The sequence below is a fragment of the Paracoccus sp. DMF genome (assembly GCF_004407025.1).
Lineage (GTDB): Bacteria > Pseudomonadota > Alphaproteobacteria > Rhodobacterales > Rhodobacteraceae > Paracoccus > Paracoccus aminovorans_B.
Genome location: NZ_SOKV02000009.1, coordinates 40,071 through 63,581 on the forward strand (window position 1 = coordinate 40,071; position 23,511 = coordinate 63,581).

26 protein-coding genes are annotated in these 23,511 nt (G+C 68.8%); 14 read left to right on the forward strand and 12 right to left on the reverse strand.

The genetic code is table 11. The features are described 5' to 3' along the window. Nucleotides 1-2 precede the first annotated feature (2 nt). From E3D03_RS07415 to E3D03_RS07425, 3 genes are all read right to left on the reverse strand, one after another. Complete coding sequence (locus E3D03_RS07415; RefSeq protein ID WP_062561373.1) at nucleotides 3-266, reverse strand: PepSY domain-containing protein; 264 nt, start codon at nucleotides 264-266, stop codon at nucleotides 3-5. A gap of 141 nt (nucleotides 267-407) precedes the next feature. Beyond that, nucleotides 408-1,601, reverse strand: a complete 1,194-nt coding sequence (rlmN, locus tag E3D03_RS07420; RefSeq protein WP_263566429.1) for a 23S rRNA (adenine(2503)-C(2))-methyltransferase RlmN — start codon at nucleotides 1,599-1,601, stop codon at nucleotides 408-410. Nucleotides 1,602-1,708: 107 nt separating this feature from the next. Continuing rightward, entirely contained in the window at nucleotides 1,709-2,236 is a 528-nt protein-coding gene (locus E3D03_RS07425) for an invasion associated locus B family protein (protein ID WP_263566430.1), read from the reverse strand. Nucleotides 2,237-2,389: 153 nt separating this feature from the next. On the opposite strand from E3D03_RS07425, the gene E3D03_RS07430 reads away from it, so the two are divergent. Both E3D03_RS07430 and E3D03_RS07435 read left to right on the forward strand, forming a co-directional pair. Next, nucleotides 2,390-3,376 carry an asparaginase gene (locus E3D03_RS07430; RefSeq protein WP_263566431.1) on the forward strand — a complete coding sequence of 329 codons (987 nt, stop codon included), beginning with the start codon at nucleotides 2,390-2,392 and terminating at the stop codon, nucleotides 3,374-3,376. Between the two features lie 149 nt (nucleotides 3,377-3,525). After that, the gene (locus E3D03_RS07435) at nucleotides 3,526-4,335 is read left to right on the forward strand and encodes a calcium-binding protein (RefSeq protein WP_263566432.1); all 810 of its coding nucleotides are present in this window, start codon (nucleotides 3,526-3,528) and stop codon (nucleotides 4,333-4,335) included. 41 nt (nucleotides 4,336-4,376) lie between these two features. Here the strand turns inward: E3D03_RS07435 and E3D03_RS07440 are convergent, their stop codons facing one another. From E3D03_RS07440 to fsa, 4 genes are all read right to left on the reverse strand, one after another. Continuing rightward, complete coding sequence (locus tag E3D03_RS07440) at nucleotides 4,377-5,132, reverse strand: TSUP family transporter (RefSeq protein ID WP_062561368.1); 756 nt, start codon at nucleotides 5,130-5,132, stop codon at nucleotides 4,377-4,379. Between the two features lie 158 nt (nucleotides 5,133-5,290). Continuing rightward, nucleotides 5,291-6,229 (reverse strand): tyrosine recombinase XerC, encoded by a 939-nt coding sequence (locus tag E3D03_RS07445; RefSeq protein WP_263566433.1) that lies wholly within the window; start codon nucleotides 6,227-6,229, stop codon nucleotides 5,291-5,293. Continuing rightward, nucleotides 6,226-6,930 (reverse strand): DUF484 family protein, encoded by a 705-nt coding sequence (locus tag E3D03_RS07450; protein WP_263566434.1) that lies wholly within the window; start codon nucleotides 6,928-6,930, stop codon nucleotides 6,226-6,228. The genes E3D03_RS07445 and E3D03_RS07450 overlap by 4 nt, the downstream gene beginning before the upstream one ends. After that, complete coding sequence (gene fsa, locus E3D03_RS07455) at nucleotides 6,930-7,583, reverse strand: fructose-6-phosphate aldolase (protein WP_263566435.1); 654 nt, start codon at nucleotides 7,581-7,583, stop codon at nucleotides 6,930-6,932. Before fsa ends, E3D03_RS07450 begins: the two co-directional genes overlap by 1 nt. A 247-nt stretch (nucleotides 7,584-7,830) precedes the next feature. Here fsa and E3D03_RS07460 point away from each other — a divergent pair, with 247 nt between their 5' ends. Further along, nucleotides 7,831-10,029: a primosomal protein N' gene (locus E3D03_RS07460; RefSeq protein WP_263566436.1), complete on the forward strand. Its 2,199-nt coding sequence runs from the start codon at nucleotides 7,831-7,833 to the stop codon at nucleotides 10,027-10,029. Here E3D03_RS07460 and E3D03_RS07465 read toward each other — a convergent pair. Together E3D03_RS07465 and E3D03_RS07470 are read right to left on the reverse strand one after the other, a co-directional pair. Next, nucleotides 10,026-11,048, reverse strand: a complete 1,023-nt coding sequence (locus E3D03_RS07465) for an AbrB family transcriptional regulator (RefSeq protein ID WP_263566437.1) — start codon at nucleotides 11,046-11,048, stop codon at nucleotides 10,026-10,028. The genes E3D03_RS07460 and E3D03_RS07465 overlap by 4 nt on opposite strands. A gap of 11 nt (nucleotides 11,049-11,059) precedes the next feature. Beyond that, nucleotides 11,060-11,800, reverse strand: coding sequence for an N-formylglutamate amidohydrolase (locus E3D03_RS07470; RefSeq protein ID WP_263566438.1), 741 nt, complete (start codon nucleotides 11,798-11,800; stop codon nucleotides 11,060-11,062). A 117-nt stretch (nucleotides 11,801-11,917) separates the two neighbouring features. Here E3D03_RS07470 and pyk point away from each other — a divergent pair, with 117 nt between their 5' ends. The 4 genes from pyk to rplT all read left to right on the forward strand — a co-directional run bounded on the left by pyk (nucleotide 11,918) and on the right by rplT (nucleotide 14,509). Further along, complete coding sequence (gene pyk, locus E3D03_RS07475) at nucleotides 11,918-13,363, forward strand: pyruvate kinase (protein ID WP_263566439.1); 1,446 nt, start codon at nucleotides 11,918-11,920, stop codon at nucleotides 13,361-13,363. A gap of 36 nt (nucleotides 13,364-13,399) precedes the next feature. After that, nucleotides 13,400-13,828: a hypothetical protein gene (locus E3D03_RS07480; protein ID WP_263566440.1), complete on the forward strand. Its 429-nt coding sequence runs from the start codon at nucleotides 13,400-13,402 to the stop codon at nucleotides 13,826-13,828. Nucleotides 13,829-13,936: 108 nt separating this feature from the next. Then, the gene (rpmI, locus tag E3D03_RS07485; RefSeq protein ID WP_017998717.1) at nucleotides 13,937-14,137 is read left to right on the forward strand and encodes a 50S ribosomal protein L35; all 201 of its coding nucleotides are present in this window, start codon (nucleotides 13,937-13,939) and stop codon (nucleotides 14,135-14,137) included. Nucleotides 14,138-14,149: 12 nt separating this feature from the next. Continuing rightward, nucleotides 14,150-14,509 carry a 50S ribosomal protein L20 gene (gene rplT / locus E3D03_RS07490; protein WP_011748559.1) on the forward strand — a complete coding sequence of 120 codons (360 nt, stop codon included), beginning with the start codon at nucleotides 14,150-14,152 and terminating at the stop codon, nucleotides 14,507-14,509. 76 nt (nucleotides 14,510-14,585) lie between these two features. Here the strand turns inward: rplT and E3D03_RS07495 are convergent, their stop codons facing one another. Continuing rightward, nucleotides 14,586-15,095: a hypothetical protein gene (locus E3D03_RS07495; RefSeq protein WP_263566441.1), complete on the reverse strand. Its 510-nt coding sequence runs from the start codon at nucleotides 15,093-15,095 to the stop codon at nucleotides 14,586-14,588. Between the two features lie 127 nt (nucleotides 15,096-15,222). Between E3D03_RS07495 and E3D03_RS07500 the strand changes: the two genes are divergently transcribed. The 4 genes from E3D03_RS07500 (at nucleotide 15,223) to E3D03_RS07515 (ending at nucleotide 19,180) form a co-directional block, all read left to right on the forward strand. Continuing rightward, the gene (locus E3D03_RS07500) at nucleotides 15,223-16,587 is read left to right on the forward strand and encodes a cytochrome P450 (protein WP_263566442.1); all 1,365 of its coding nucleotides are present in this window, start codon (nucleotides 15,223-15,225) and stop codon (nucleotides 16,585-16,587) included. Nucleotides 16,588-16,619: 32 nt separating this feature from the next. After that, the gene (locus E3D03_RS07505; RefSeq protein ID WP_263566443.1) at nucleotides 16,620-16,964 is read left to right on the forward strand and encodes an arsenate reductase family protein; all 345 of its coding nucleotides are present in this window, start codon (nucleotides 16,620-16,622) and stop codon (nucleotides 16,962-16,964) included. 72 nt (nucleotides 16,965-17,036) lie between these two features. Further along, nucleotides 17,037-18,128 carry a phenylalanine--tRNA ligase subunit alpha gene (gene pheS / locus E3D03_RS07510; protein WP_411969804.1) on the forward strand — a complete coding sequence of 364 codons (1,092 nt, stop codon included), beginning with the start codon at nucleotides 17,037-17,039 and terminating at the stop codon, nucleotides 18,126-18,128. Nucleotides 18,129-18,367: 239 nt separating this feature from the next. Next, nucleotides 18,368-19,180, forward strand: a complete 813-nt coding sequence (locus E3D03_RS07515; protein ID WP_263566444.1) for an acyltransferase family protein — start codon at nucleotides 18,368-18,370, stop codon at nucleotides 19,178-19,180. 53 nt (nucleotides 19,181-19,233) lie between these two features. On the opposite strand, the gene E3D03_RS07520 is transcribed toward E3D03_RS07515, so the two are convergent. Then, nucleotides 19,234-19,458 carry a hypothetical protein gene (locus E3D03_RS07520; RefSeq protein WP_263566445.1) on the reverse strand — a complete coding sequence of 75 codons (225 nt, stop codon included), beginning with the start codon at nucleotides 19,456-19,458 and terminating at the stop codon, nucleotides 19,234-19,236. 136 nt (nucleotides 19,459-19,594) lie between these two features. After that, a complete protein-coding gene (locus E3D03_RS07525; RefSeq protein WP_263566446.1) occupies nucleotides 19,595-19,903 on the reverse strand; it encodes a TM2 domain-containing protein in 309 nt (102 codons plus the stop codon). 185 nt (nucleotides 19,904-20,088) lie between these two features. Here E3D03_RS07525 and pheT point away from each other — a divergent pair, with 185 nt between their 5' ends. The 3 genes from pheT (at nucleotide 20,089) to mscL (ending at nucleotide 23,508) form a co-directional block, all read left to right on the forward strand. Continuing rightward, nucleotides 20,089-22,476 (forward strand): phenylalanine--tRNA ligase subunit beta, encoded by a 2,388-nt coding sequence (pheT, locus tag E3D03_RS07530; RefSeq protein ID WP_263566447.1) that lies wholly within the window; start codon nucleotides 20,089-20,091, stop codon nucleotides 22,474-22,476. 146 nt (nucleotides 22,477-22,622) lie between these two features. Next, complete coding sequence (locus E3D03_RS07535) at nucleotides 22,623-22,880, forward strand: hypothetical protein (protein ID WP_062561357.1); 258 nt, start codon at nucleotides 22,623-22,625, stop codon at nucleotides 22,878-22,880. A gap of 190 nt (nucleotides 22,881-23,070) precedes the next feature. After that, nucleotides 23,071-23,508, forward strand: a complete 438-nt coding sequence (mscL, locus tag E3D03_RS07540) for a large conductance mechanosensitive channel protein MscL (protein WP_062561356.1) — start codon at nucleotides 23,071-23,073, stop codon at nucleotides 23,506-23,508. Nucleotides 23,509-23,511: the final 3 nt, after the last annotated feature.

The following is a 23,511-nucleotide window of genomic DNA, read 5'->3' on the forward strand; positions in this document are numbered from 1 at the left end:
GCTCAACCATCAGCCTTGATCTCGGTGACGGCGCCGCTCTTGGGGTCGATGTAGACCTCCCATCTCTTGCCGTCGGCATCGGTGCATTTGGCCTCGATCTTGCCGCCTTCCGGCTCGAATTCCTTGACCTTGCACCCGGCCTTTTCAAGGGCGGCGGTCGCATCGGCCGGGTTGGTGCCGACCATATCCCCGACGGCCGGCATCGCGAATGCCGAAAGCGGCGTGGCGGCCAGGGCCAGGGCCAGCGTGAATCGCTTCAGTTCCATGGGCTGTCTTCCTTTGCAAGCGCCGGGCGGATTGCCGCGGCGACAGGCTGAGGAAACGGCGCCAGAGCCCTGGCGTCGATTGGCGAAACGCTGACGATGGAGCACGTAAGCGGATGCTGACGCGGCCTTTCGCAAGTCCGCTCAGGCGGCGCTGCCGGTCTCGGCCGCGATCTCGGCCCGCGACTTGCGGCCGCGCTCGGTCGCGGATTTCAGCTGGCCGCAGGCGGCCATGATGTCCTCGCCCCGGGGCGTGCGGATCGGCGAGGCATAGCCGGCCTTGTGGACGATGTCGGCGAAGGCCTCGATCCGCTCCCAGCTCGAGCGGCGATAGGCCACGCCCGGCCATTCGTTGAACGGGATCAGGTTGATCTTGGCCGGGATGCCGCGGATCAGCTTGACCAGGCGGCGGGCGTCCTCGTCGCTGTCGTTCACGCCGTCCAGCATGACATATTCGAAGGTGATGCGTTCGCTGTTCGACAGGCGCGGGTATTCGCGCAGCGCGTTCAGCAGCGTCTCGATGTTCCACTTGCGGTTCACCGGCACCAGCTTGTCGCGCACCGCGTCGGTGGTGGCGTGGAAGCTGACGGCCAGCAGGCAGCCGATCTCCTCGGCGGTCTTGGCGATCTCGGGCACGATGCCACTGGTGGACAGCGTGATGCGGCGGCGCGACAGGCTGATGCCCTCGCCATCCATCACCACCTTCATGGCGTCGCGGACATTGTCGAAGTTATACAGCGGCTCGCCCATGCCCATCAGGACGACGTTGCTGACCAGCCGGGTCTCGTCCTTGGGCGCGCCGGGCTGCGGCCATTCGCCCAGGTCGTCGCGGGCGACCATGACCTGGCCGACGATCTCGCCCGCCGTCAGGTTGCGCACCAGCTTCTGCGTGCCGGTGTGGCAGAAGGAACAGGTCAGCGTGCAGCCGACCTGGCTGGAAATGCACAGCGTGCCGCGCGATTCCTCGGGGATATAGACCGTCTCGACCTCATGCCCGCCGGCGATGCGCAGCAGGTATTTGCGCGTGCCGTCGGCGCTGATCTGGCGGGTCACGATCTCGGGCACCGTGATCTCGAACCGCTCGGCCAGAAAGGCGCGGTAATCCTTGGCAAGGTTGGTCATCTGCGCGAAATCGCGCACGCCCCAGTGATAGACCCATTGCCAGATCTGGCCGACGCGCATCCTGGCCTGCTTTTCGGGCGTCCCGGCCTGGACCAACGCGTCGCGCAGCTGGTCGCGGGTCAGGCCGACGATATTCGTCAGCGCCGATTCCGGCAGCTTGCGCGGGATGGTCAGAAGATCCTGCGTGATCGGGGCGGCGGGGATGGGGGCGTTCATGGCTTGGGCGGATCCGGGCGTTGGGCAAGGCCCCTATATAGGCGAAAGCGGCCCAAAAGAAAACAGGGGCCGAAGCCCCCGTTCCCGTGTCGTGGCGTGGCCGTGGCTTATTTGCAGGCGGCCTGGGCCTTGTTGGTCGCGGCGGTGATGCCGGACAGGCTGAACGTGTCCTTGGTCACCGTGCCGCGGGCCGAGCGGCCCGAGATGACCGCCGACGAACCGCCGCGCAGCGCGCTGACCAGCTTGCTGTCCTCGGAGGGCGAGCCGGTCCAGGCGCTTTCGCCCTCGGTGAACAGCTTGAAGACATTGCCGCCGATATTCACCTCGACCGTCGAATCCGGTGCGAAGGGATAGCCGCCCGAGAACGAGACCTCGCCGCCCTGGCCGGGGCGATAGGCGACATAGAGGCGGATGTCGCCGCGCGTCACTTCCTTGGGCTTGCCCGAGGCGTCGACGTTCTGCGTCGATTTCGGGGCCGACACGGCCCAGCATTCCTTGGGGCTCGACGCCGAGAAGACGGTCCAGTCGCCCTCGGTCCCGATCACATTCGTCGAGTCCTGGGCCAGGACCGGCGAAGACGCGGCGATCGCGATTGCAGCGGCAGCCGCTGCGGCGCGCGGCGCGGATTTCAACATGCTCTGGTCTCCTGCCATGGTCCGGTTCGATCCGGCTTGTTGCCGATGACGGTGGTATTTTCAACCATCTGGCTGCAAGATAATGCGAAATTGAACGGGGGAAAAACCCCTTTTTTGCGGAACATCGCGCGATTGTCAGAGCAAGGGGGAGCCATGACGGCCGCAAGACTGATCGAATTGTGGCGCGGGGGCCTGCGCGAAAGCAGCCATCTGGGCCATGTGGTGATCTCGGACGCCGAGGGCGTGGTCGAGGCCTGGGGCAATCCGGGCACGGTGATCTTCCCGCGGTCCTCGTGCAAGATGATCCAGGCGCTGCCGCTGGTCGAAAGCGGCGCGGCCGATGCGGCGGGCCTGGGCAGCGAGCAACTGGCGCTGGCCTGCGCCAGCCACAACGGCGCGCGGGCGCATGTCGATCGGGTCTCGGCCTGGCTCTCGGGCCTGGGGCTCGAGGAGGAGGATCTGCGCTGCGGCGCCCATATGCCGCGCGACCCGGCCGAGCATCGGCGGCTGCTCTGTTCCGACACCGCGCCCTGCCAGATCCACAACAACTGCTCGGGCAAGCATGCCGGCTTCCTGACGCTGAAGCGGCACATGAAGGCCGGGCCGGAATATGTCGAGATCGACCACCCGGTGCAGCGCGCCGTGCGCCGTGCCTTCGAGGAGGTCACGGGCGAGACTGCCGCCGGCTGGGGCATCGACGGCTGCGCCGCGCCGAATTTCGCCTGCACGGTCGAGGGGCTGGCCCGCGCCATGGCGTCCTTTGCCCGGCCCGGCGCCGGGGCGCGCGGCGCGGCGCAGCGCCGGCTGGTCGAGGCGATGATCGCGCATCCCGGGCTGGTCGCCGGCGAAGGCCGTGCCTGCACCGAGCTGATGCGTGCCATGAAGGGCCGCGCCGCCGTCAAGACCGGGGCCGAGGCGGTCTTTGTCGGCATCGTGCCCGAGCGCGGCCTGGGCATCGCGCTGAAGGTCTCGGACGGCGGCACGCGCGGCGCCGAGGCGGCGATCACCGCGCTGATGGTGCATCTGGGGCTGCTGGAGGAGGGCCATCCGGTGGTCGGGAAATACCTGACCGACCCGATCCGCAACTGGCGCGGCATGGCCACGGGCGAGATGCGCCGCGCCTCGGGCTTCCCGAACTGATCGTTTCGGGAATCGCCGGGTTCCGAACCGCTTGATCCGGCGGTTTTGCGCCGGTCGGCCGGCGCGGCATGTCACCTTCCGCGGGAATATGGGAATGTGGTTTCGCCCGAAGAACTCGGGCGGTTTTTCATGTTACCGAGGTAAGACCCATGGCGACTTTGTCTTATGATTATTACTGGGCGGTCTATTCCGAGACCCTGGCCGACGTGGCTGCCGAGCTGGCGCGGCAGATGGGCCGGCTGCCCACGCTGAACGTGATCCGCGGCGTTTCCGGCCCCGAGATCCTGGACGGCACCGATTGCGACGACGGCATCCTGGGCGGCGGCGGCAACGACCAGCTGCGCGGCTTTGGCGGCGACGACTTCCTGCACGGCGGTTTCGGCAATGACAGCCTCTGGGGCGGCGACGGCCGCGATTCGATGCATGGCTGCAATGGCAACGACCGCATGTGGGGCCAGGCCGGCCACGACTTCATGCATGGCGGGCTGGGCAATGATGCGCTGTGGGGCGGCACCGGCAACGACAGCCTGCACGGCTGCTTCGGCAATGACACGCTGAAGGGCGAGGCCGGCAACGACTTCCTGCATGGCGGTTTCGGCAATGACCAGCTGATGGGCGGTTCGGGCAACGATACCGTCAACGGCTGTTTCGGCGACGATCTGGTCGATGGCGGGGCGGGGAACGACCTGCTCTCGGGCGGCTATGGCCGCGATACCTTCGTCTTCGACGGCGGCAGCGACCGCATCATCGACTTCGAGACCGGCGGCTGCGGCTGCGGTGCGGACCAGGCCGAGGTGATCCGCGTCGATCTGGCCGGCACCGACGATTACGCGGCGCTGATGGCTGCGGCCCGGCAGGACGGGACGGATGCGGTCTTCGACCTGGGCGGCGGCAACCGGCTGGTGCTGGAAGGGGTCGCGCTGGCCGAACTGGACGATTCGATGTTCGTCTTCGTCTGAGCCTTGCCCAAGGCTTTCGGGGCGGGCGCGGTCCCGCCCCGTTACATGAGCTGCCAGATCAGCCGCAGCGCCAGCGCGGTCGAGGTGACGACCAGCAGCGGCTTGATGACCCGGGCGCCGATGCGCATGGCCAGCCGCGCGCCGAGGCTGGCGCCGGCGATCTGCGCCACCGCCATGGCGGCGCCGACCAGCCACAGCGGCTTGCCGACCAGGGCGAAGGCCACCAGCCCGCCCAGGTTCGAGGCGAAGTTCAGCAGTTTCGTATGCGCCGTCGCCTTGAGGATGCCGTAGCCCGCCAGCATCACGAAGCCCAGCATGAAGAACGAGCCGGTGCCCGGCCCCAGCAGCCCGTCGTAGAAGGCGACCGCCGGCACCACCGTCGCGGCAAAGACCGCATGCGGCAGGCGCCGCGCCCGGTCGGTGTCGTCGAGCCCCGGCTTCAGCGCGAAGAAGACCGCGATGCCGATCAAGAGCAGCGGCAGGCCGTAGCGCAGCGCCTGCGTCGGCAGGAAGCTGACCAGCGCCGCGCCCCAGAGCCCGGCCATGAAGGCCACGGCGGCCTCGGGCAGTTGCGCGCGCGGATCGACCAGGCCGCGCCGGGCATAGGAGATCGCCGCCGTCGCGGCGCCGAACACGCCCTGCACCTTGTTGGTGGCCAGCGCCTGCGCGGGCGGCAGGCCCGCGAGCATCAGCGCCGGCACGGTGATCAGCCCGCCGCCGCCGGCGATGGCATCGACGAAGCCGGCCGCGAAGGCGGCGCCGATCAGCATCAGCAGAAGGTCGAGCGAGAGGTCCATGGCCCGGGCTTTGCGGCGCGGCGCCCGGATTGTAAAGGCCGCGCGTGCGGCGCGGTGGCCGGGAGTATTTGGGAAACGGTGAAAGCCGTTGGGGCCGGGGTGCGGCGGCCGGGCCCGTGGCACGGGCGGCGGGGGTATTTGAGGAGCAAAGAAGCCGATCAGCCGCGGGGATGGGCGGCGCGGTAGACCTCCAGCAGCCGGGCGTCGTCGATGCCGGTATAGACCTGGGTGGTCGAGAGGCTGGCGTGGCCCAGCAGTTCCTGGATGATGCGCAGATCGCCGCCCGCCGCCAGCAGATGCGTGGCGAAGCTGTGGCGCAGCGCATGCGGCGTCGCCGTCGGCGGCAGGCCCATGACCTGGCGCGCGTGCCGCATCGCCGTCGCGATCAGCGACGGGTTCAGCCGGCCGCCGCGCGCGCCGCGAAACAGCGGCGCTTGCGGCTCCAGCGGCCAGGGGCAGAGCTGGAGATAGGCCGCCGTCGCCTGCTGCGCGATGGGCAGCACCGGCACCTGGCGTTCCTTCTTGCCCTTGCCGCGGATGGTCAGCGCCTCGCGGAAGGGCCAGTCGCGGCCGTCGAGGCTGAGCGCCTCGGAGATGCGCAGCCCGCAGCCGTAGAGCAGGGTCAGGACGGCGGTGTCGCGGGCGGCGATCCAGGGCTCGGCGTGGGTGTCGCCGGCGATGTCCAGCACCGCCTCGGCCTGGTCCGGCGCCAGCGGGCGCGGCAGCGAGCGGGTGAATTTCGGGCTGCGCGCCGCCAGCGCCCTGGAGGCGTCGAAGCCGTGCCGGTCCGACATCCAGCGGATGAAGCTGCGCGCGGCCGAGAGCCTTCGCGCCAGCGAGCGGGCGCCGAGGCCGCGCCCGCGCTCGGCGGCGGCAAAGGCACGCATGTCGGTCTGGGTCAGGCTGCCCAGCGTCGCAGGCAGGGCCGGCGTGCCGTGATAGCCGCCGAGGAAGGCCAGGAAGGCCAGCAGATCGCCCTGATAGGCCCGGATCGTGTGTTCGGAGCGGTCGCGCGTCGCCTTTTCGCTGTCGAGCCAGCGCGCGAGATTGTCGGCCATGGCCGGGGCCAGCGCCAAGGGGCCGGCCGGCTGGCTCATGCCCGGAGCCAGGAGATCAGCACCAGCCGGAACACCTGGCCGAAGAAGCGCAACAGGTCCGTGCCCTGCGCCGGGTTGAAGCGCCCGACATCGCCGGAACCCATCAAGAGCAGCGCCGGGAAGCGGCCGGGGCCGAGGTCCAGCGGCAACAGCGCCTCGGAGCGGATCGGCGCGCGCGCTTCGCCGTGAAAGGGCAGGGTCTGGCTGGCGGCGCGGCGCAGCACGATGTCGTCGCCGCGCGGCATGCGCCGGCCGCCCGAGATCAGCTCGGCCACCGTGCCGGCGGGGGCGACGATCAGCGGGCCGCTGGCCTGCGGCTGGGGCAGGGCGCCGCCCGATTCCATCACCAGCCGCAGGGTTTCCACCCGCAGGATCGGCGCGACGGCGAGTTCGAGGTTTTCCAGGAAGCCCTCGAACTCCATCGGTTCCAGCAGCGACAGCACGGCGCGGTGGATGGTGTTCATCCCCGACTGGTTGTCATAGGCGGCCGAGATCACCGATTCATGCGCCGATTCCAGCCGGTCCAGCCGCGATTCCAGCGCCTGCATGGCGCGGCCGCGGATGTCGATGACATTCTCGCCCACCTCGGCCTCGCGCGCGCCGATCAGCGCGCGCATCAGGTCGCGGTCGGCGAGGATCAGCTCGGGCTGCGCCAGCAGCCGGGCGCGCATCTCGTCGGAAAGCGGCTGGCTGTCGGGCATCAGACGATCTTCTGCCCGGTCTTGGCCCAGTCGGCGTTGAACTGTTCCAGGCCCTTGTCGGTCAGCACGTGATTCGCCATCGCCTTGATGACCGCCGGCGGGGCGGTGATGACGTCGGCGCCGATGCGGGCCACATCGGTGATGTGGTTCACCGAGCGGATCGAGGCGGCCAGGATCTGGGTCTGGAAGTCGTAATTGTCGTAGATCTCACGGATCTGCGCGATCAGTTCGCCGCCGTCCAGGTTGATGTCGTCGAGCCGGCCCAGGAAGGGGCTGATGAAGGTCGCGCCGGCTTTCGCCGCCAGGATCGCCTGCGCCGCGCTGAAGCACAGCGTCACGTTGACCTTGTGGCCCTGCGAGGACAGCGCCTTGCAGGCCTTGAGCCCGTCCCAGGTCAGCGGCACCTTGACGGTGATGTTCGAGGCGATCTTCACCAGGCGCTCGCCCTCGCGGATCATGTCGGCGGCGTCGCTGGCCACCACCTCGGCGCTGACCGGGCCTTCGACCAGGTCGCAGATTTCCTTGGTGACTTCCAGGATGTCGCGGCCGGATTTCAGGATCAGCGAGGGGTTGGTGGTGACGCCATCCACCATGCCCAGGTCATTGAGTTCGCGGATCGCGGCGACGTCGGCGGTATCGACAAAGAATTTCATGCGCGGGGGCCCCCTCTTGCGGATTTGCCGAGGGTTTAGCGCATAACAATCGGCGCGTGAAGTCCGCGCGGCTTGCGGGCGGGCGCGGGCCTGTGCAAGATCCCGGCCTTGTCCGCAGGAGAGCGCCCTTGGAAGCCCTGAACCCCGACCTGTTCGATCTGCTGCCGCTGCTGGCCGCCGGCCCGGTGCTGGTCGGGCATTGGCCGCTGCTGCTGTTCGTCGGCTGGGCTGCGGTGCCCTGAACCCGATGCCGCCGCCCTTCTATCCCCATGGTGCGCGCATCGCCGTGCTGACGCAGGAAGTCGTCGGCGTGCTGGATTACCTCGCGCCCGAGGGCGGGGTGCGGCTGGGCCAGCTGGTGGTGGTGCCGCTGGGACCGCGCCGGGTGATGGGGGCGGTCTGGGGGCCGGGCATGGGCGATTTCGACATGGCCAAGCTGCGGCCCGTCGCCCGGCTGGTCGATGCGCCGCCGCTGTCGGGGGGCATGATCGAATTCCTGACCCGGATGGGCGAATACACGCTGACGCCCTTGCCCGCGATGCTGCGCATGGCGACGCGGGCGCCGGACCTGGACCAGCCGCCCTCGGCCCGGCGCATCATCCATCGCGCCGGCCCGCCGCCCGCGCGCATGACCGACGCCCGCGCCGCCGTGCTGCGGGTGATCGAGGATCACGGCGGCGCCGGCTTCGCGCCGGCCGAGCTGGCGCAGCTGGCCGGCGTCAGCCCGGGCGTGGTGCAGGGGCTGGTCAAATCCGGCACGCTGGCCGAGGTGCTGGCGCCGCGCGATGTGCCCTATCCGCGCCTTGACCCCGGCCTGCCCGGCAAGCCGCTGGCCCAGGACCAGGCCGAGGCCGCCGATGCCCTGCGGGCCGAGGTCGCCCGCCGCGCCTATGGCACCACGCTGCTGCGCGGCGTCACCGGCTCGGGCAAGACCGAGGTTTATCTGGAGGCCGTGGCCGAATGCCTGCGCCAAGGCCGGCAGGCGCTGGTGCTGCTGCCCGAGATCGCGCTCTCGGCCGAGTTCCTCGACCGGGTCGAGGCCCGTTTCGGCGCCCGGCCGGGCGAATGGCATTCCGGCATCACCCGCAGCGAGCGCCGCCGGCTGTGGACCATGGCGGCGACGCATAACGTCGGCCTGGTGGTCGGCGCCCGCTCGGCGCTGTTCCTGCCCTTTGCCGACCTGGGCCTGATCGTCGTCGATGAGGAGCACGATTCCAGCTACAAGCAGGAGGACGTGGTCTATTACAGCGCCCGCGACATGGCGGTGCTGCGCGCCAGCATCGAACAGGCGCAGGTGGTGCTGGCCTCGGCCACGCCCTCGGTCGAGACCTGGGTCAATGCCGCCGCCGGAAAATACCGCCGGCTGGACCTGCGGTCACGCTATGGCACCGCCGAACTGCCGGAAATGGGCACCATCGACCTGCGCCAGCAAGAGATGGAAAAGGGCCGCTGGATCAGCCCGCGTCTTGCCGCCGAGATCGCCGCCCGCAAGCAGCGCGGCGAGCAGTCGCTCCTGTTCCTGAACCGGCGCGGCTATGCCCCGATCACCGCCTGCCGCGCCTGCGGCCAGCAGATCGGCTGCGACCATTGCGACGCCCGCATGGTCGAGCACCGCTTCCAGAACCGCCTCGTCTGCCACCAATGCGGCGAGACCAAGCCGATCCCGACCGCCTGTCCCGCCTGCGGCGTCGAGGGCAAGATGACCGCCATCGGCCCCGGCGTCGAGCGGCTGGCCGAGGAGGTGGCCGAGCGGTTCCCCGAGGCCCGCGCCTCGGTGCTGTCCTCGGACCTGTTCCATTCCGCCCGGGCGCTGAAGGAAGCCATCGCCGAGATCGGGGCCGGCGAAACCGACATCATCATCGGCACCCAGCTGGTCGCCAAGGGTCACAACTTTCCGCGCCTGACGCTGGTGGGCGTGATCGACGCCGACCTCGGCCTGCAAGGCGCCGACCTGCGCGCGGCCGAGCGCAGTTTCCAGCTGATGCGCCAGGTCGCCGGCCGGGCCGGGCGCGAGGGCGGCGAGGCGCGGGGGCTGGCGCTCTTGCAGACCTATCAGCCCGAGCATCCGGTGATCCGGGCGATTCTCTCGGGCCGGGACGAGGATTTCTGGGACGCCGAGGCGGCGCAGCGCCAGGCGGCCGGCATGCCGCCCTTCGGCCGGCTGGCGGGGATCATCCTGTCGCATCCCGACATGCCGGTGGTCGAGGATTACGCCCATGCGCTTGCCCGCCGGGCCGAGCCGCTGCGCGCCGTGGGGGCCGAGCTTTTCGGCCCCGCGCCGGCGCCGATCACCCGCATCCGCGGCCGCTGCCGGGTCAGGATGCTGATCCGCGCCCCGCGCCAGGCGCCGGTGCAGGCGGCGATCGCTTCATGGCTGGCGCAGGCGCCGAAGCCGCCGACGAACCTGCGGCTGTCCGTGGACATCGACCCGCAGAGCTTTTTCTAGCGCCGGCGTTCCAGCAGCTTCGAGGCCAGCGGCGCCAGGGTGATGACGATCACCATGCGCAGCAGGTGATGGCTGACGACATAGGCCAGGTCCGCGCCGGCGATGATGGCAATGACCACCATCTCGGCCTGCCCGCCCGGCAGATAGGCCAGGAAGGCGTCGAGCGCCGGCGCCAGGCCCAATTGCAGGATCAGCTCGATGAAGATCAGGCTGATGAGCGCCAGGAACAGCGCATAGACCAGCCCGGCGCTGACGTCGATGCGCAGCTCGCGCCCGGTGATGCCGACGTATTTCACCCCGACCGCGACGCCGATGAAGAACTGCGCCGCCTGGATGATCTCGGCCGGCGGGCGGTGCTGGATCACGCCCGCGAGCGACAGCGCCGCCGTCAGGATCATCGGCCCCAGGATCGAGGCGCCGAACAGGCCCAGCCGCTCGGCCGCCTTCCAGCCGATCAGCCCGGCGGCGACCATGATGGCGATCTCGGCGGGATCGGTCGCGCGGATCGAGACGCCCGGCGGCTGCGACAGGTCCACGCCCCAGAAGCTCTGCATGATCAGCGGCGCCACGGTGACGATGACCAGCACCCGCGTGGCGTGGATCAGCGACAGGGCGCGCACGTCGCCGCCCGCCTCTTCGCCGAAGACCAGCATGTCCTGCAAGCCGCCCGGCATGGCGGCATACCAGGCGGTCGGGTGGTCGAAGCCGAAGCCGCGCCGGAACAGCGGATAGCCGACCAGCGCGATCACCAGGATGAAGGCGGGGACGAAGGCCAGCGAGGCGGCGATCTCGGGGATCTTGCCCAGCACCTCGGGCGTGATCGAGGCCCCGACCGCGACGCCCAGGAAGGTGCGCATGAAGGTGCCCAGCCCGCCCGCGCCCATCAGCGGCGCCCCCGCCAGCGCCGCGATCAGGCAGGCGAGCATCGGGCCCAAGAGCAGCGGCAGCGGCAGGTGCAGCGCCAGGAACAGCGCGCCGCCGCCCGCGGCCAGGGCAAAGGTCAGGGTCCGGCGGGCCATGGCGGAACGCATCACAGCCCGCACCTGTCCAGGAATCCCTCCAGCACGTCCCCCAGCCGCTCGGCCCAAAGCGCCTGCCCAGACTCGTCGGCGATCAGGTCGTTCCTGACCTCGATCAGCACGTTCGGCCGGCCCTGCGCCAGGGCGTGGCGGTCGATGGAATCGCCGTCCAGATGCCCGGAATAGGGCTCGTTGTCGCCGGTGATCCAGCCCAGGTCGCGGCATTCGCGCACCAGCGCCTTGCCCAGCCTTTCGTCGCGATGCGAATAGAGCACGCCCACCGCCCAGGGCCGGCGCGGCCGGCCGCGCAGCTGGCGGGTAAAGCTGTGGATGGCGCAGATCGCCCGGTCCGGCCGGACCGCGGCCAGGGCCTCATAGGCGGCGTGATAGGGGCGATAGAGCCGCTCCATCCGCAATGCGCGCTCGGCCGGCCCGGCGTGGCGGTTCGCCGGGATCACCGTGCCGTCATAGATCCGCATCAGCAGCGTCGGATCGTCCTCGCCCCGGTTCGGGTCGATCACCAGGCGCGAGAAATCCGTCAGGATCGCCGGCGCGTCCAGCCGTTCGGCCAGCTTCCGCGTCAGCCCGGCGGCGCCCACGTCATAGGCGATGTGGCGGGCCATGTCCTCGGGCGCGATGCCCAGGGACCCGCCGCCCACCCAGTCCGGCACGCGGTTGGTGGCGTGGTCGCAGGTGATCAGCCAGCGCGACCCGCGCGAAGGCCCGATGATGGAATGCGATTCGTGTGTCATGTCGGCTTTGCCTCGCATCGGGCACGCTTTAGTGCAAGCCTTGCGCAAGGCGCGGTTGCCGCGCGCGGGCGAATGGGTCTATAGAGCCGATAGCGCAAACACAGGCGGGAGAGACGGATGAGACGGCATCGCAAGGTCAAGATCGTGGCAACCCTGGGACCGGCATCCAGCGATTTCGCCACCATCCGGGCATTGTTCGAGGCCGGCGCCGACGTGTTCCGCCTGAACATGAGCCATGGCACGCATGAGGAACAGCGCGCCCGCTACGACATCATCCGCAAGGTCGAGGCCGAATCGGGCCGGCCCATCGCCGTGCTGGCCGACCTGCAGGGGCCGAAGCTGCGCGTGGGCGCCTTTGCCGCGGGGCCGCACGACCTGGCCGACGGCCAGGCCTTCCGCTTCGATCTCGACGCGACGCCGGGCGACGCGAGCCGCGTGCAGCTGCCGCATCCCGAGATCTTCGCCGCGCTGGAACCCGGCGCCGAACTGCTGGTCAACGACGGCAAGATCCGCCTGCGGGTCGAGAAATGCGGCGCCGATTTCGCCGATTGCGTGGTGACGGCGGGCGGGCCGATCTCGAACCGCAAGGGCGTGAACGTGCCGGACGTGGTGCTGCCGCTGGCGGCGCTGTCGGACAAGGACCGCGACGACCTGGAATTCGCCTGCGGCCTGGGGGTGGACTGGCTGGCCCTGTCCTTCGTCCAGCGCCCCGAGGACGTGATCGAGGCGCGCGAGCTGGCCCGCGGCCGCGCCGCCATCCTGTCCAAGATCGAGAAACCCGCCGCCGTGCGTGCCTTTCCCGAGATCCTGAAGGTCTCGGACGGGATCATGGTGGCGCGCGGCGACCTGGGCGTCGAGCTGCCGGTGCATTCGGTGCCGCCGATCCAGAAGCGGCTGGTGCGCGCCTGCCGCGCGGCCGCCAAGCCGGTGATCGTGGCGACGCAGATGCTGGAATCGATGATCGAAAGCCCGATGCCGACCCGCGCCGAGGTCAGCGACGTCGCGACCGCGATCTATGAGGGCACCGACGCCATCATGCTTTCGGCCGAAAGCGCCGCCGGCGCCTATCCGGTCGAGGCGGTGGCGACCATGGACAACGTCGCCCGCTCGGTCGAAAGCGATCCGACCTATCGCGAGATCATCGAAAGCTCGCGCCAGGCCAAGCGCCAGACCGTGGCCGACGGCATCGTCGCCGCCGCGCGCGAGATCGCCGAGACCACCGACATCTCCGCCATCTGCGCCTTTACCCAGTCCGGCACCACCGGCAGCCTGGTGGCGCGCGAGCGCCCGCGCGTGCCGATCGTCGCCATGTCCTCGGAAGAGCGGACGCTGCGCCGGCTGTGCCTGACCTGGGGCACGCATTGCGTGCTGACGCCCGAGTTGGAGCGCTTCAAGCAGGCCGTGGTCAATGCCGCCAAGGCGGCGCGCGATTTCGGCTTTGCCGACGAGACCAACCAGATCGTCGTCATGGCCGGCGTGCCCTTCAACGTGCCCGGCACCACCAACATCCTGCGCATCGCGCCCTGCGACGAGCGCTTGATCTATCGCACCGATCCGGAATAAGCCCCGCGTAACGAGCTGTTACGGAAAGGTGATCCGATGATCGACATCCTGTTGCTGGCCGGCGTGGCGCTGTGCGTGCTGTCGGTGCTGCTGGCCATCGTCGCGGTGGCGCGCACCCGCGCGCCGCGCGGCGCGGCCATCGCGCTGGTGCTGGGCCTGGTCCTGGTCTTTGCCGGCGCCTGGCTGGACCCGCGCCCCTTCGGCGTCGCGGGGTTGAAGGAAAGCTGGCAGCGCCTGCTGGATGGCCAGGTCACCCTGGGCACCGACCCGGTGAGCGCGCCCGCGCCCGAGGCGGCCGCCCCGGCCGAGACCGCCCCCACCGAGCCTGCGCCTGTCGAGCCTGCACCTGTCGAAACCGCGCCGGCCGCGGAAGCCCCGGCGGTCCCTGCTGTCGAGGCCCCCGCGGAAGCGCCGGCCGAGGCGCCGGCCGCCGAGAGCGCTCCGGCGGCGCCCGCCAGCCAATAAGGCTTGTCAAATTCGCGGCGCGCCCTTATAGGGCACGCTTCCACCCGCGCGGCCGGCCGATATGGCATTGCCGAGTCGCGCGTTCACTCTGACCGCAAGGAGAGTAAAATGCCGAAGATGAAGACCAAAGCGGCCGCCAAGAAGCGGTTCTCGATGACGGCTTCGGGCAAGGTCAAGGCCGGCCCGGCCGGCAAGCGCCACGGCATGATCAAGCGCTCGACGAAATTCATCCGCGATGTGACCGGGACCATGATCCTGTCCGACGCGGACGCGAAGATCGTCAAGAAATACATGCCCTACAACCGCTAAGGAGAACCGGACATGGCACGAGTCAAATCGGGTAAGATCACCCACGCCCGCCACAAGAAGGTTCTTGACGCGGCGAAAGGCTATTACGGCAACCGTTCGCGCAACTTCCGCACCGCGACCCAGGCTGTCGACAAGGCCAACCAGTATGCGACCCGCGACCGCAAGACGCGCAAGCGCAATTTCCGCGCGCTGTGGATCCAGCGCATCAACGCCGCCGTGCGCGCCGTCGATGCCGAGATGACCTATTCGCGCTTCATCGCCGCGCTGGCGAAAGCCGGGATCGAGGTGGACCGCAAGGTCCTGGCCGACCTGGCCGTGCACGAGCCCGAGGCCTTTGCCGCCGTGGTCGCGCAGGCGAAAGCCGCCGCCTGATCCTTCGGGCTTGGCAGAGACACGGAAACCCGCGCCCCGGCGCGGGTTTTCTCTTTCACGCTTTTAGGCAGGCCGCCTAGGGCTTCACGATCTCGCCATTGCTCAAAGCGACCGCATCGAAGACGACATCAATGGTCCCGGATTGGTTCATAACCATGGGCAAGAGCTTGTCGTAGGGTTCGCCCGGGATGAAAGGATTGTCCTCGAAATAATAGAACAGGCTGGTCGATGAGGTCTTGCCGGGGGCGACCTTTTCGTCTGAATCGCCCGAAACCTTGAAGATTTCCTCGCCGAACGCATTGAGGAAACGGGCCGTAAACTTCACTCCGATGATCTCCCTGTCGCCAACGTTCTTATAGCGCGGCATGAAGTTGACCCGCTTCTGGCCAAATTCACTTTCGCTATGTGTGAAGAAGTTTTCGCCGACTTCGACGATGGCAACCGAGGCTTTTGCCTGATCCTCGGCGATCGAATAGGTGCCGTCGTCCCGCAAGAGGATGGCACGTCCATCTGTGGTATGCACTGTTTCATCTGCGAATGCTGAAACACAGCAGAGGCTCAATGCTATCGTAAGAAGCAGCCGCATTCTTTTCTCCAGTGGTCGATCAGGGCATCGCGGGCAGCGTAAAGCGCTGTCATAGCTAAGTAAATATCCGCTGAGCCATTTCAGAGCGCTGGCTGGAACCTGCGGCGGTCTGACGCGGTTGACCCGAATGCCCCCTCAACGATCCGCCGACCCCCGCCATCCCACCCGTGTCGCCCTGCACCGCAAGCCGCTTGGGGTGCTGGCCTCGGCCATGGTGGCGCGGCGCAATGTGCTGGAGCTGATCCCCGAGATCGCCGTGCGCCAGCCCATGGTCTCGGGCAAGACCGGCAAGCGCTGGCACATGGTCATGGATCCCGACGCGTTGCGCGTGGTGCTGAAGGACCGTGTCGAGGACTATCCCAAGTCGCTGGTGACGCGGCTGATTCTGGGACCGGCGGTGGGCGAGTCGATGTTCGTGGCCGAGGGTGCGCATTGGCGCTGGCAGCGCCTGGCCGCCGCTCCGGCCTTTGCCCAGCGCCATGTCGAGGCGCTGGGGCCGGTGATGAGCGCCGCCGCCGAGGCAAGCGCGCGGCGGCTGGTCTCGGCCGAGGGGCCGGTCGATGTCTTTGCCGAGATGGTGGCCGCGACCTTCGAGGTGATCTCGGACGTGACCTTTTCCGGCGGCGAGGGCTTCGACCGCGCCGCCGTGCATCATGCCATCGACGCCTATATCGCCGGGGCGGCGCGGATCTCGGTGCTGGATGTCCTGGGCCTGCCGGGCTGGATCCCGCGGCCGGGCCGGCTGTTCGCGGGCGCCGACCTGCGGCGGATGAAGCGGGTCGCGGACGGGGCGATCCGTGCCCGGGCCGCCGCCGGACCGCGCCGGGTGCCGGATCTGCTGGACCTGCTCCGCGCCGGTGCCGATCCCGAGACCGGGCGGCGCATGACGGCCGCCGAGCTGCGCGACAACCTGCTGACCTTCATCGTCGCCGGGCATGAGACGACGGCGCTGACCCTGGCCTGGTCGCTTTACCTGCTGGCCTTCGATCCCGGGGTCCAGGCCCGCGCCGCCATCGAGGCGGACGCGGCCCTGGGCGGTCGCGTCGCGACCGCCGCCGACCTGCCGCGCCTGCCCTATCTGCGCCAGGTGGTCGAGGAGGCGCTGCGGCTCTATCCGCCCGCCGCCTTCCTGTCGCGCACCGCCCGCAGCCCCGATACCCTGGGCGGGCGCGAGGTGCGGCCCGGCGACACCATCATGCTGCCGATCTATGCGCTGCACCGCCACCGCCTGCTGTGGGACGATCCGGATGCCTTTGACCCCGACCGCTTTGCCCCCGGCGTGACGCGCGACCGCTTCGCCTTCCTGCCCTTCGGCGCCGGCCCGCGCATCTGCATCGGCGCCAGCTTCGCCCTGCAGGAGGCGGTCATCATCCTGGCCACGCTGGTCTCGCGGCTGCGCTTTGCCCTGACCGGGCGCCGACCCGAGCCGCGCATGATCCTGACCCTGCGCCCACATGGCGGCGTCTGGCTGCAGGTCTCGCGCCGGGCTTGAAAGCCGGCCCGCGCCGGGGCAGGATCGCCGCCATGATCACCATCTATCACAAGCCGACCTGCTCGACCTCGCGCAAGGTGCTGCAGATGCTCCGCGACGCCGGGCACGAGCCCGAGATCGTCGACTATGCCCGCGAGGGCTGGACCCGCGCCCAGCTGCTGGGCCTGTTCGCCGCCGCCGACGTCACCCCGCGCGAGGCCCTGCGCGTCAAGGGCACCGACGCCGCCGAGCGCGGCCTGCCCGAGGCCGGCGACGAGGCGATCCTTGCCGCCATGGTCGAGAACCCGCTTCTGGTCGAGCGTCCCATCGTCTGCGGCCCCGGCGGCGTGCGCCTGTGCCGCCCGGCCGAGCTGGCGCTGGAAACCCTGTCCCGCTAGAGCCGTTGCAAGGCTTTTCCCGGCCTGCCCCGCATGCTAATCGGCGGGCAAACCGCAAGGAAAGCCCGCCCCATGTCCGACCAGTCCGACCTGAACGCCCTTCGCCAGACCTATCTCGACCGCATCTCGGCCGCTGCCGACGGCGATGCGCTGGAACAGGTGCGCCTGGCCGCCCTTGGCAAGAAGGGCGAGATCAGCGGCATGATGAAGGAACTGGGCCGCATGACGCCGGAAGAGCGCCAGACCACCGGCGCCGCGCTGAACCGGCTGAAGGACGAGGTCGACGCCGCCCTGCGCGCCCGCCGCCAGGGCCTCGAGGATGCCGCCCTGGACGCCCGCCTGCGCGAGGAATGGCTGGACGTGACCCTGCCCGGCCGGCCGCGGCCGCAGGGCACCATCCACCCGGTCAGCCAGGTTTCCGAGGAGGTCACCGCGATCTTTGCCGACATGGGCTTCCGCGTCGCCGAGGGGCCGCAGATCGAATCCGACTGGTTCAATTTCGACGCGCTGAACATCCCGCCCGAGCACCCCGCCCGGCAGGAGCACGACACCTTCTTCATGGCGCGGGCGACGGACGACCCGCGCCCGCCGCATGTGCTGCGCACCCATACCTCGCCGGTGCAGATCCGCGCCATGCAGGAAACCGGCGCGCCGATCCGGGTCATCGCCCCCGGCCGGGTCTATCGCATGGACATGGACCAGACCCATGCGCCGATGTTCCATCAGGTCGAGGGCCTGGCCTTGGGCCGCGACATTTCCATGGCGAACCTGAAATGGACGCTCGAGGAATTCTGCCGCGCCTTCTTCGAGCTCGACGAGGTCGAGCTGCGCTTCCGCGCCTCGCATTTCCCGTTCACCGAGCCCTCGGCCGAGGTCGATATCCGCTGCTCCTGGGAGGGCGGGAAGCTGACGCTGGGCCAGGGCAATTCCTGGCTCGAGATCCTCGGCTCCGGCATGGTGCATCCCAAGGTGCTGGCCGCCGGCGGCATCGACCCCGAGCAATGGCAGGGCTTCGCCTTCGGCATGGGCATCGACCGGATCGCCATGCTGAAATACGGCATCCCGGATCTGCGCGCCTTCTTCGAAAGCGACCTGCGCTGGCTGCGGCATTACGGCTTTGCCGCGGGGGATGTGCCGAGCGTCGCGGGCGGGTTGTCGCGGTAACCAAGCGTCCTGCTCTTCGGCATCGATTCTGACGGCTCTGTCCCGGCGGCGCCACGGCTGGAGCCTGACCAGCAATTGACCCGCCGATCGTTTCACGTTGCATCCGAAAGCGTGGATCGGCTTAAACTTGCCGGCAGCGGCTGTGTTGTCGTGTATCACCGCGCTGATGTTGTCTGCACGGACAGGACATGAACCATCATAGCCCTCGGGCGTAGACGCTTCCCCAGCGAAACGGGCTCGTGGACTACGGCCGCCTCGTCGCCGCGATGGGCATCGTCTGGTTCCACAGCCAGGCACCGGGCGCGCGTCTGGCCTATGCGGCGCTGCCTTTCTTTCTTGTCCTGCTGGCCACGCCGTCCCGCGCCGGCCTGCGGGTTCGGGCGCAGCGTCTGCTGTTGCCGTTCCTGCGTTGGTCGGCGATCTACGCCGCGCTCGGGACGGCTCTTTCCTTGCGCCATCACCAGCCGCCGCTTGGCTGGTGGGACTGGCCCATGCTACTGACAGGCACCTCGCTGCATCTTTGGTTCCTGCCCTTCGCCTTCCTGGTCGCGATGCTCACGCCGATGCTGACGCGCCGGAAGGTGGCTCCGATCGCGGCGCTGTGGGGGGCCGCAGCATTCTGCCTGTTCGGCACCCCTGAAGGCATCCCGCTTGCACAATGGAGTTTCGGCCTGATCCCCGTGCTTGTCGGTATTGCCTATTTCACGAACGGTTGGCGCATTGCGGCGGCAACCCTCATCCTCTGCTGGCTCATGCTGACGCTTGGTCGGCCCTCGGCGGACAATGTCACGATCCTTGCCGGAACCGGGATCGCGCTCGTGGTTCTGGCTGTCAGAGTCGCGCCGACGCGGCTCTCAAGCTGGTGCGCCGGGCTTTCGATGTGGGTCTACCTGGCACATCCTCTGATCCTCGTGGCGGGACGGACAGCGGGGCTGTCAGGATTCGCGCTGGGAATTTTCGCCATCCTCGGTTCATTGCTGCTTGCGCAAGGCATCGAGGCGGCCATGCCGCGCCGGCCCCGCGCCCGATACATCGACAAAGCCGCTTCTTGACGGGTTCGAACTGCGGCACGCCGAGTCCACAGTCCCGGGCTGACTGCGCGCGCTCACCGGTACCGCCACGTCCCGTAGACCCAGATTCCCATCATCACCGTGGCCGCGCCCATCACCAGCACCCAAGGCTCGCCCGCGATCACGCTCATCGCCAGCAGCACGCCCCACAGCGCCACGATCATCAGCCGTCCCTGCCGGGAATCCCGCGCCAGATACCACAGCCACAGCGCCCCGCCGCAGATCAGCGGCACCAGAACCACCACCAGGGCCGTCTCCATCCATGCCTCCACAACCGGAATCTGATCCCGCCGATGCGCGTGTCCCGCGTGCCTCGACCGGATGACAGCGCCCCGCCGCTCCGATGATCTGCCGGCTGCTGGCGCTGCTCGGCCGTGTCCTGGCTGGGCGGCTGATCTACCAGCGCGAGCCCAGGCTGCGCCGCATCGCGTCCTTGTCCTCCTGGATCATGCCGGGGATCAGGAACAGGTCGATCAGCGCCCAGAGGCAGACCAGCCCGACCAGCGGCCAGCCGATCAGGATCGGTGCCGTCAGCCAGCCCAAACCCCACAAAACCAGCATGAAAAGCCCGCTGGCCCAGCGCCCCAGATACATCCGGTGCGCGCCGAAGCCCCAAAGCAGGATCGCCAGAAGATAGGCGACCAGCGGCGACTTGGCGTCATTCGCGACCCGTTGTTCGATCAGCAGTTCCCGTTGCGTGTCCATCGGCCCTCATGCCCATGTTAATCCAATTCACATATAGGGCGGGCCGGGTTTCCTGCAAGATGCGGGCGCGCACGGGGCGTACACCGCGCGTACACCGGCCGTCGGCCAGGGTGGCCGCCCGCGCGCCCCTACCAATCCGCCGCGCCATGCGCTAAGGGACGGCCAAACCGACGGAGCGCTCGCCGATGAAATTCACCCTCTCCTGGCTCAAGGAGCATCTCGACACCACCGCCTCGCTGGATGCGATCACCGAGGCGCTGACCGACCTGGGGCTTGAGGTCGAGGGCGTCACGGACCCCGCCGCCAGGCTGGCGCCCTTTACCATTGCGCGCGTCCTCGAGGCCGTGCAGCACCCCGACGCCGACCGGCTGCGGGTCTGCAAGGTCATGACCGACGAGGGCGAAAAACAAATCGTCTGCGGCGCCCCGAATGCCCGCGCCGGCATCACCGTGGTCCTGGCCAAGCCCGGCGATTATGTCCCGGGGCTCGACACCACGCTGGGCGTCGGCAAGATCCGCGGCGTCGAGAGCCATGGCATGATGGCCTCCGAGCGCGAGCTGGAGCTCTCGGACGAACACAACGGCATCATCGAGCTTGCTTCGGGCGAGGTCGGCGAGAGGTTCGTCGACTGGCTGGCCGCGAACCGCCCCGAGGCGGTCGATCCGGTCATCGAGATCAAGATCACCCCGAACCGTCCCGACGCGCTGGGCGTGCACGGCGTCGCCCGCGACCTGGCCGCGCGCGGCCTGGGCAGGCTGAAGCCCGTGGCCGACGTCACCGTGCCGGGCAGCTTTCCCAGTCCGATCAAGGTGGTGATCGAACCGCAAGTGGCTGAAAAGGCGCCATTCTTCAGCGGCCGGCTGATCCGCGGCGTCCGGAACGGCCCGTCACCGGACTGGCTGCAAAAGCGCCTGACCGCCATCGGCCTGCGCCCGATCAACAGGCTGGTCGATATCACCAATTTCTTCACCTTCGACCTGAACCGGCCGCTGCATGTCTTCGACGCCGCCAAGGTCAAGGGCGATCTGGTGGTGCGTCCCTCGGCCGAGGGCGAGGAACTGCTGGCGCTGGACGGCAAGATCTATGCCTTTGCCCCCGGCACCATGGTGATCGCCGACGAACAGGGCCCGGAAAGCATTGCCGGCATCATGGGCGGCGAGCTTTCGGGCTGTTCCGAGCAGACCACCGAGGTCTTCCTGGAGAGCGCCTATTGGGACCCGATCGCCATCGCCACCGCCGGCCGGGCGCTGAAGATCAACTCGGACGCCCGCTATCGCTTCGAGCGCGGCGCCGACCCAGCCTTCACGCAAAAGGGGCTGGAACTGGCGACGCGGATGATCCTCGACCTGTGCGGCGGCGAGGCCTCCGAAGTCGTCACCGCCGGCGCCGTGCCCGACACCACCCGCAGCTATACCCTGGACCCGGCCCGGGTCATCAGCCTGGTCGGCATGGAAATCCCCGAGGCGGAACAGCGCGCCACGCTGCAGGCGCTGGGCTTCCGGCTGGAGGGCAACGAGGCCTTCGTGCCGTCCTGGCGCCCGGACGTGCAGGGCAGCGCCGACCTGGTCGAGGAGGTCGCCCGCATCGCCAGCCTGACGAAACTGCAAGGCCAGCCGCTGCCGCGCCCGCAGCCCGGCGTACCGCAGCCGGTGCTGACGCCGCTGCAACGCCGGGAATCGGCGGCGCGGCGCATGGCGGCGAGCCTGGGCTATAACGAATGCGTCACCTACAGCTTTATCGACCAGCCGGCGGCGGCGCTGTTCGGCGGTGGCTCCGACGCGGTGCGCATCGAGAACCCGATCAGCAGCGAGATGACGCATATGCGCCCCGACCTGCTGCCCGGCCTGCTGGCGGCAGCGGCGCGCAACCAGGCGCGCGGCTTCATGGACCTGGCGCTGTTCGAATGCGGCCCGGTCTTCAGCGGCGGCGAGCCGGGCGAGCAGGACCTGCATCTGTCCGGCATCCTGGTCGGCGCGACGGCGCCGCGCGATCCCTATGCCTCGCGCCGCAAGGTGGACATCTATGACGCCAAGGCCGATGCCGAGGCGGTGCTGGCCACCATCGGCGCGCCGGCCAAGGCGCAGGTCAACCGCAAGCTGGACGGCTGGTGGCATCCCGGCCGCGCCGGCAATATCGCGCTGGGCCCGAACACGCTGGCGAGTTTCGGCGAGATCCACCCGCGCGTGCTGAAGCATTTCGGCATCAAGGGCACGGCGGTCGGCTTTACCGTGCGCATCGCCGCGGTGCCGCTGCCCAAAGTCCGCACGCCGTCGCGCCCGGCGCTGGTGCTGTCGGACCTGCAGGCGGTCGAGCGCGATTTCGCCTTTGTCGTGGATGCGCAGGTCGAGGCGCTGACGCTGGTGAACGCGGCCGCGGGTGCGGACAAGGCGCTGATCGAGCGGGTCACGGTCTTTGACCAGTTCACCGGGCTGGAGGGCGGCAAGAAGTCCATCGCCATCACCGCCCGCTTGCAGCCGAAGGACAAGACCCTGACCGATGCCGAGATCGAGGCGGTCAGCGCGAAGATCGTCGAGAAGGTCTCGAAGGCCACCGGCGGCACGCTGCGCGGCTAGGACATCCGGCGCCCCGCCCGCCCGTTGCGGCGGGGCCCCGATTCCCGACTGTTTTCATGGAATTCGAGCCGCCCGGCTTGACGGCGCTGTGCGATCCGGTCTCTTGTTGCGATCATCTTGGCATGATTTCAAACAGAGGTCTGTAAATGCGCGATTTTTTCATCAACTGGGCTGAAAAGCTGATTACCGTCTTCGTGGCGCTGATGGTGCTGGCCATCGTGATCGCCGGCTTCGTCACCATGTTCGCCCCGGCGCCGCAGGGGGGATTCCTGCAAGGGCTTCTGGTGCTGGTCTTCGGGCTGCTTTACGCGATCATCATGGGCGGGATGATGTATCTGTTCTTCGGCATCTATCGCAACACCCAGCGCACGAACGAGCTGCTGGAGCAATTGCTGCGCAAGTAAGGCGCCGTGCCTGGAGAACGCCCCGCCCCGGCGGGCGCTTGCGTTCAGGCCGCGCCGCCTCGGCGGCCGGCAATGCGCGACGGGACAGCCGATCGGGGCGATCATGGTTCCGTTCCGTCTGGGCTGGATTCCGGCAGCGTGTTATGAGCACATTCGTTAACACGTGCGACAGGTTCGAAAAGGTAAGCACATGATCAAGGAATTCAAGGAATTCATCGCCCGGGGCAATGTCGTCGACCTTGCCGTCGGTATCATCATCGGCGCGGCGTTCACCGCCATCGTCAATTCGCTGGTCGCCGATCTGATCAACCCGATCATCGGTCTTCTGACCGGCGGTACCGATTTCAGCGGCCACTACCTCGTGCTGAAGGGCACTGTCCCCGAGGGCGCCAGCCTGGCCGCGGCCCGCGATTCGGGCGCCTCGGTCTTTGCCTATGGCTCGTTCCTGTCGGCGGTCATCAACTTCCTGATCATCGCCTGGGCGGTGTTCCTGCTGGTCAAGGGCGTGAACAAGCTGCAATCCGCCGCCATCCGCAAGAAAGAGGCCGAGGCCGCCGCCCCCGCCGGCCCGACGCAAGAGGAACTGCTGCTGCAGATCCGCGACGAGCTGCGCGCGCAGCGCGCCTGACCC

What these genes read in the sequence shown, in the direction of transcription:
- E3D03_RS07425 (WP_263566430.1), bottom strand. Translation starts at nt 2,236, where the DNA reads ATGTTGAAATCCGCGCCGCGCGCCGCAGCGGCTGCCGCTGCAATCGCG.
- fsa (WP_263566435.1), bottom strand. Translation starts at nt 7,583, where the DNA reads ATGAAATTCTTTGTCGATACCGCCGACGTCGCCGCGATCCGCGAACTC.
- E3D03_RS07435 (WP_263566432.1), top strand. Translation starts at nt 3,526, where the DNA reads ATGGCGACTTTGTCTTATGATTATTACTGGGCGGTCTATTCCGAGACC.
- E3D03_RS07500 (WP_263566442.1), top strand. Translation starts at nt 15,223, where the DNA reads ATGCCCCCTCAACGATCCGCCGACCCCCGCCATCCCACCCGTGTCGCC.
- rplT (WP_011748559.1), top strand. Translation starts at nt 14,150, where the DNA reads ATGGCACGAGTCAAATCGGGTAAGATCACCCACGCCCGCCACAAGAAG.
- rpmI (WP_017998717.1), top strand. Translation starts at nt 13,937, where the DNA reads ATGCCGAAGATGAAGACCAAAGCGGCCGCCAAGAAGCGGTTCTCGATG.
- E3D03_RS07445 (WP_263566433.1), bottom strand. Translation starts at nt 6,229, where the DNA reads ATGAGCCAGCCGGCCGGCCCCTTGGCGCTGGCCCCGGCCATGGCCGAC.
- E3D03_RS07495 (WP_263566441.1), bottom strand. Translation starts at nt 15,095, where the DNA reads ATGCGGCTGCTTCTTACGATAGCATTGAGCCTCTGCTGTGTTTCAGCA.
- pheS (WP_411969804.1), top strand. Translation starts at nt 17,037, where the DNA reads ATGTCCGACCAGTCCGACCTGAACGCCCTTCGCCAGACCTATCTCGAC.
- E3D03_RS07505 (WP_263566443.1), top strand. Translation starts at nt 16,620, where the DNA reads ATGATCACCATCTATCACAAGCCGACCTGCTCGACCTCGCGCAAGGTG.
- E3D03_RS07535 (WP_062561357.1), top strand. Translation starts at nt 22,623, where the DNA reads ATGCGCGATTTTTTCATCAACTGGGCTGAAAAGCTGATTACCGTCTTC.
- E3D03_RS07430 (WP_263566431.1), top strand. Translation starts at nt 2,390, where the DNA reads ATGACGGCCGCAAGACTGATCGAATTGTGGCGCGGGGGCCTGCGCGAA.
- pheT (WP_263566447.1), top strand. Translation starts at nt 20,089, where the DNA reads ATGAAATTCACCCTCTCCTGGCTCAAGGAGCATCTCGACACCACCGCC.
- rlmN (WP_263566429.1), bottom strand. Translation starts at nt 1,601, where the DNA reads ATGAACGCCCCCATCCCCGCCGCCCCGATCACGCAGGATCTTCTGACC.
- mscL (WP_062561356.1), top strand. Translation starts at nt 23,071, where the DNA reads ATGATCAAGGAATTCAAGGAATTCATCGCCCGGGGCAATGTCGTCGAC.
- E3D03_RS07450 (WP_263566434.1), bottom strand. Translation starts at nt 6,930, where the DNA reads ATGCCCGACAGCCAGCCGCTTTCCGACGAGATGCGCGCCCGGCTGCTG.
- E3D03_RS07440 (WP_062561368.1), bottom strand. Translation starts at nt 5,132, where the DNA reads ATGGACCTCTCGCTCGACCTTCTGCTGATGCTGATCGGCGCCGCCTTC.
- E3D03_RS07525 (WP_263566446.1), bottom strand. Translation starts at nt 19,903, where the DNA reads ATGGACACGCAACGGGAACTGCTGATCGAACAACGGGTCGCGAATGAC.
- E3D03_RS07520 (WP_263566445.1), bottom strand. Translation starts at nt 19,458, where the DNA reads ATGGAGACGGCCCTGGTGGTGGTTCTGGTGCCGCTGATCTGCGGCGGG.
- E3D03_RS07465 (WP_263566437.1), bottom strand. Translation starts at nt 11,048, where the DNA reads ATGGCCCGCCGGACCCTGACCTTTGCCCTGGCCGCGGGCGGCGGCGCG.
- E3D03_RS07480 (WP_263566440.1), top strand. Translation starts at nt 13,400, where the DNA reads ATGATCGACATCCTGTTGCTGGCCGGCGTGGCGCTGTGCGTGCTGTCG.
- pyk (WP_263566439.1), top strand. Translation starts at nt 11,918, where the DNA reads ATGAGACGGCATCGCAAGGTCAAGATCGTGGCAACCCTGGGACCGGCA.
- E3D03_RS07470 (WP_263566438.1), bottom strand. Translation starts at nt 11,800, where the DNA reads ATGACACACGAATCGCATTCCATCATCGGGCCTTCGCGCGGGTCGCGC.
- E3D03_RS07460 (WP_263566436.1), top strand. Translation starts at nt 7,831, where the DNA reads ATGCCGCCGCCCTTCTATCCCCATGGTGCGCGCATCGCCGTGCTGACG.
- E3D03_RS07415 (WP_062561373.1), bottom strand. Translation starts at nt 266, where the DNA reads ATGGAACTGAAGCGATTCACGCTGGCCCTGGCCCTGGCCGCCACGCCG.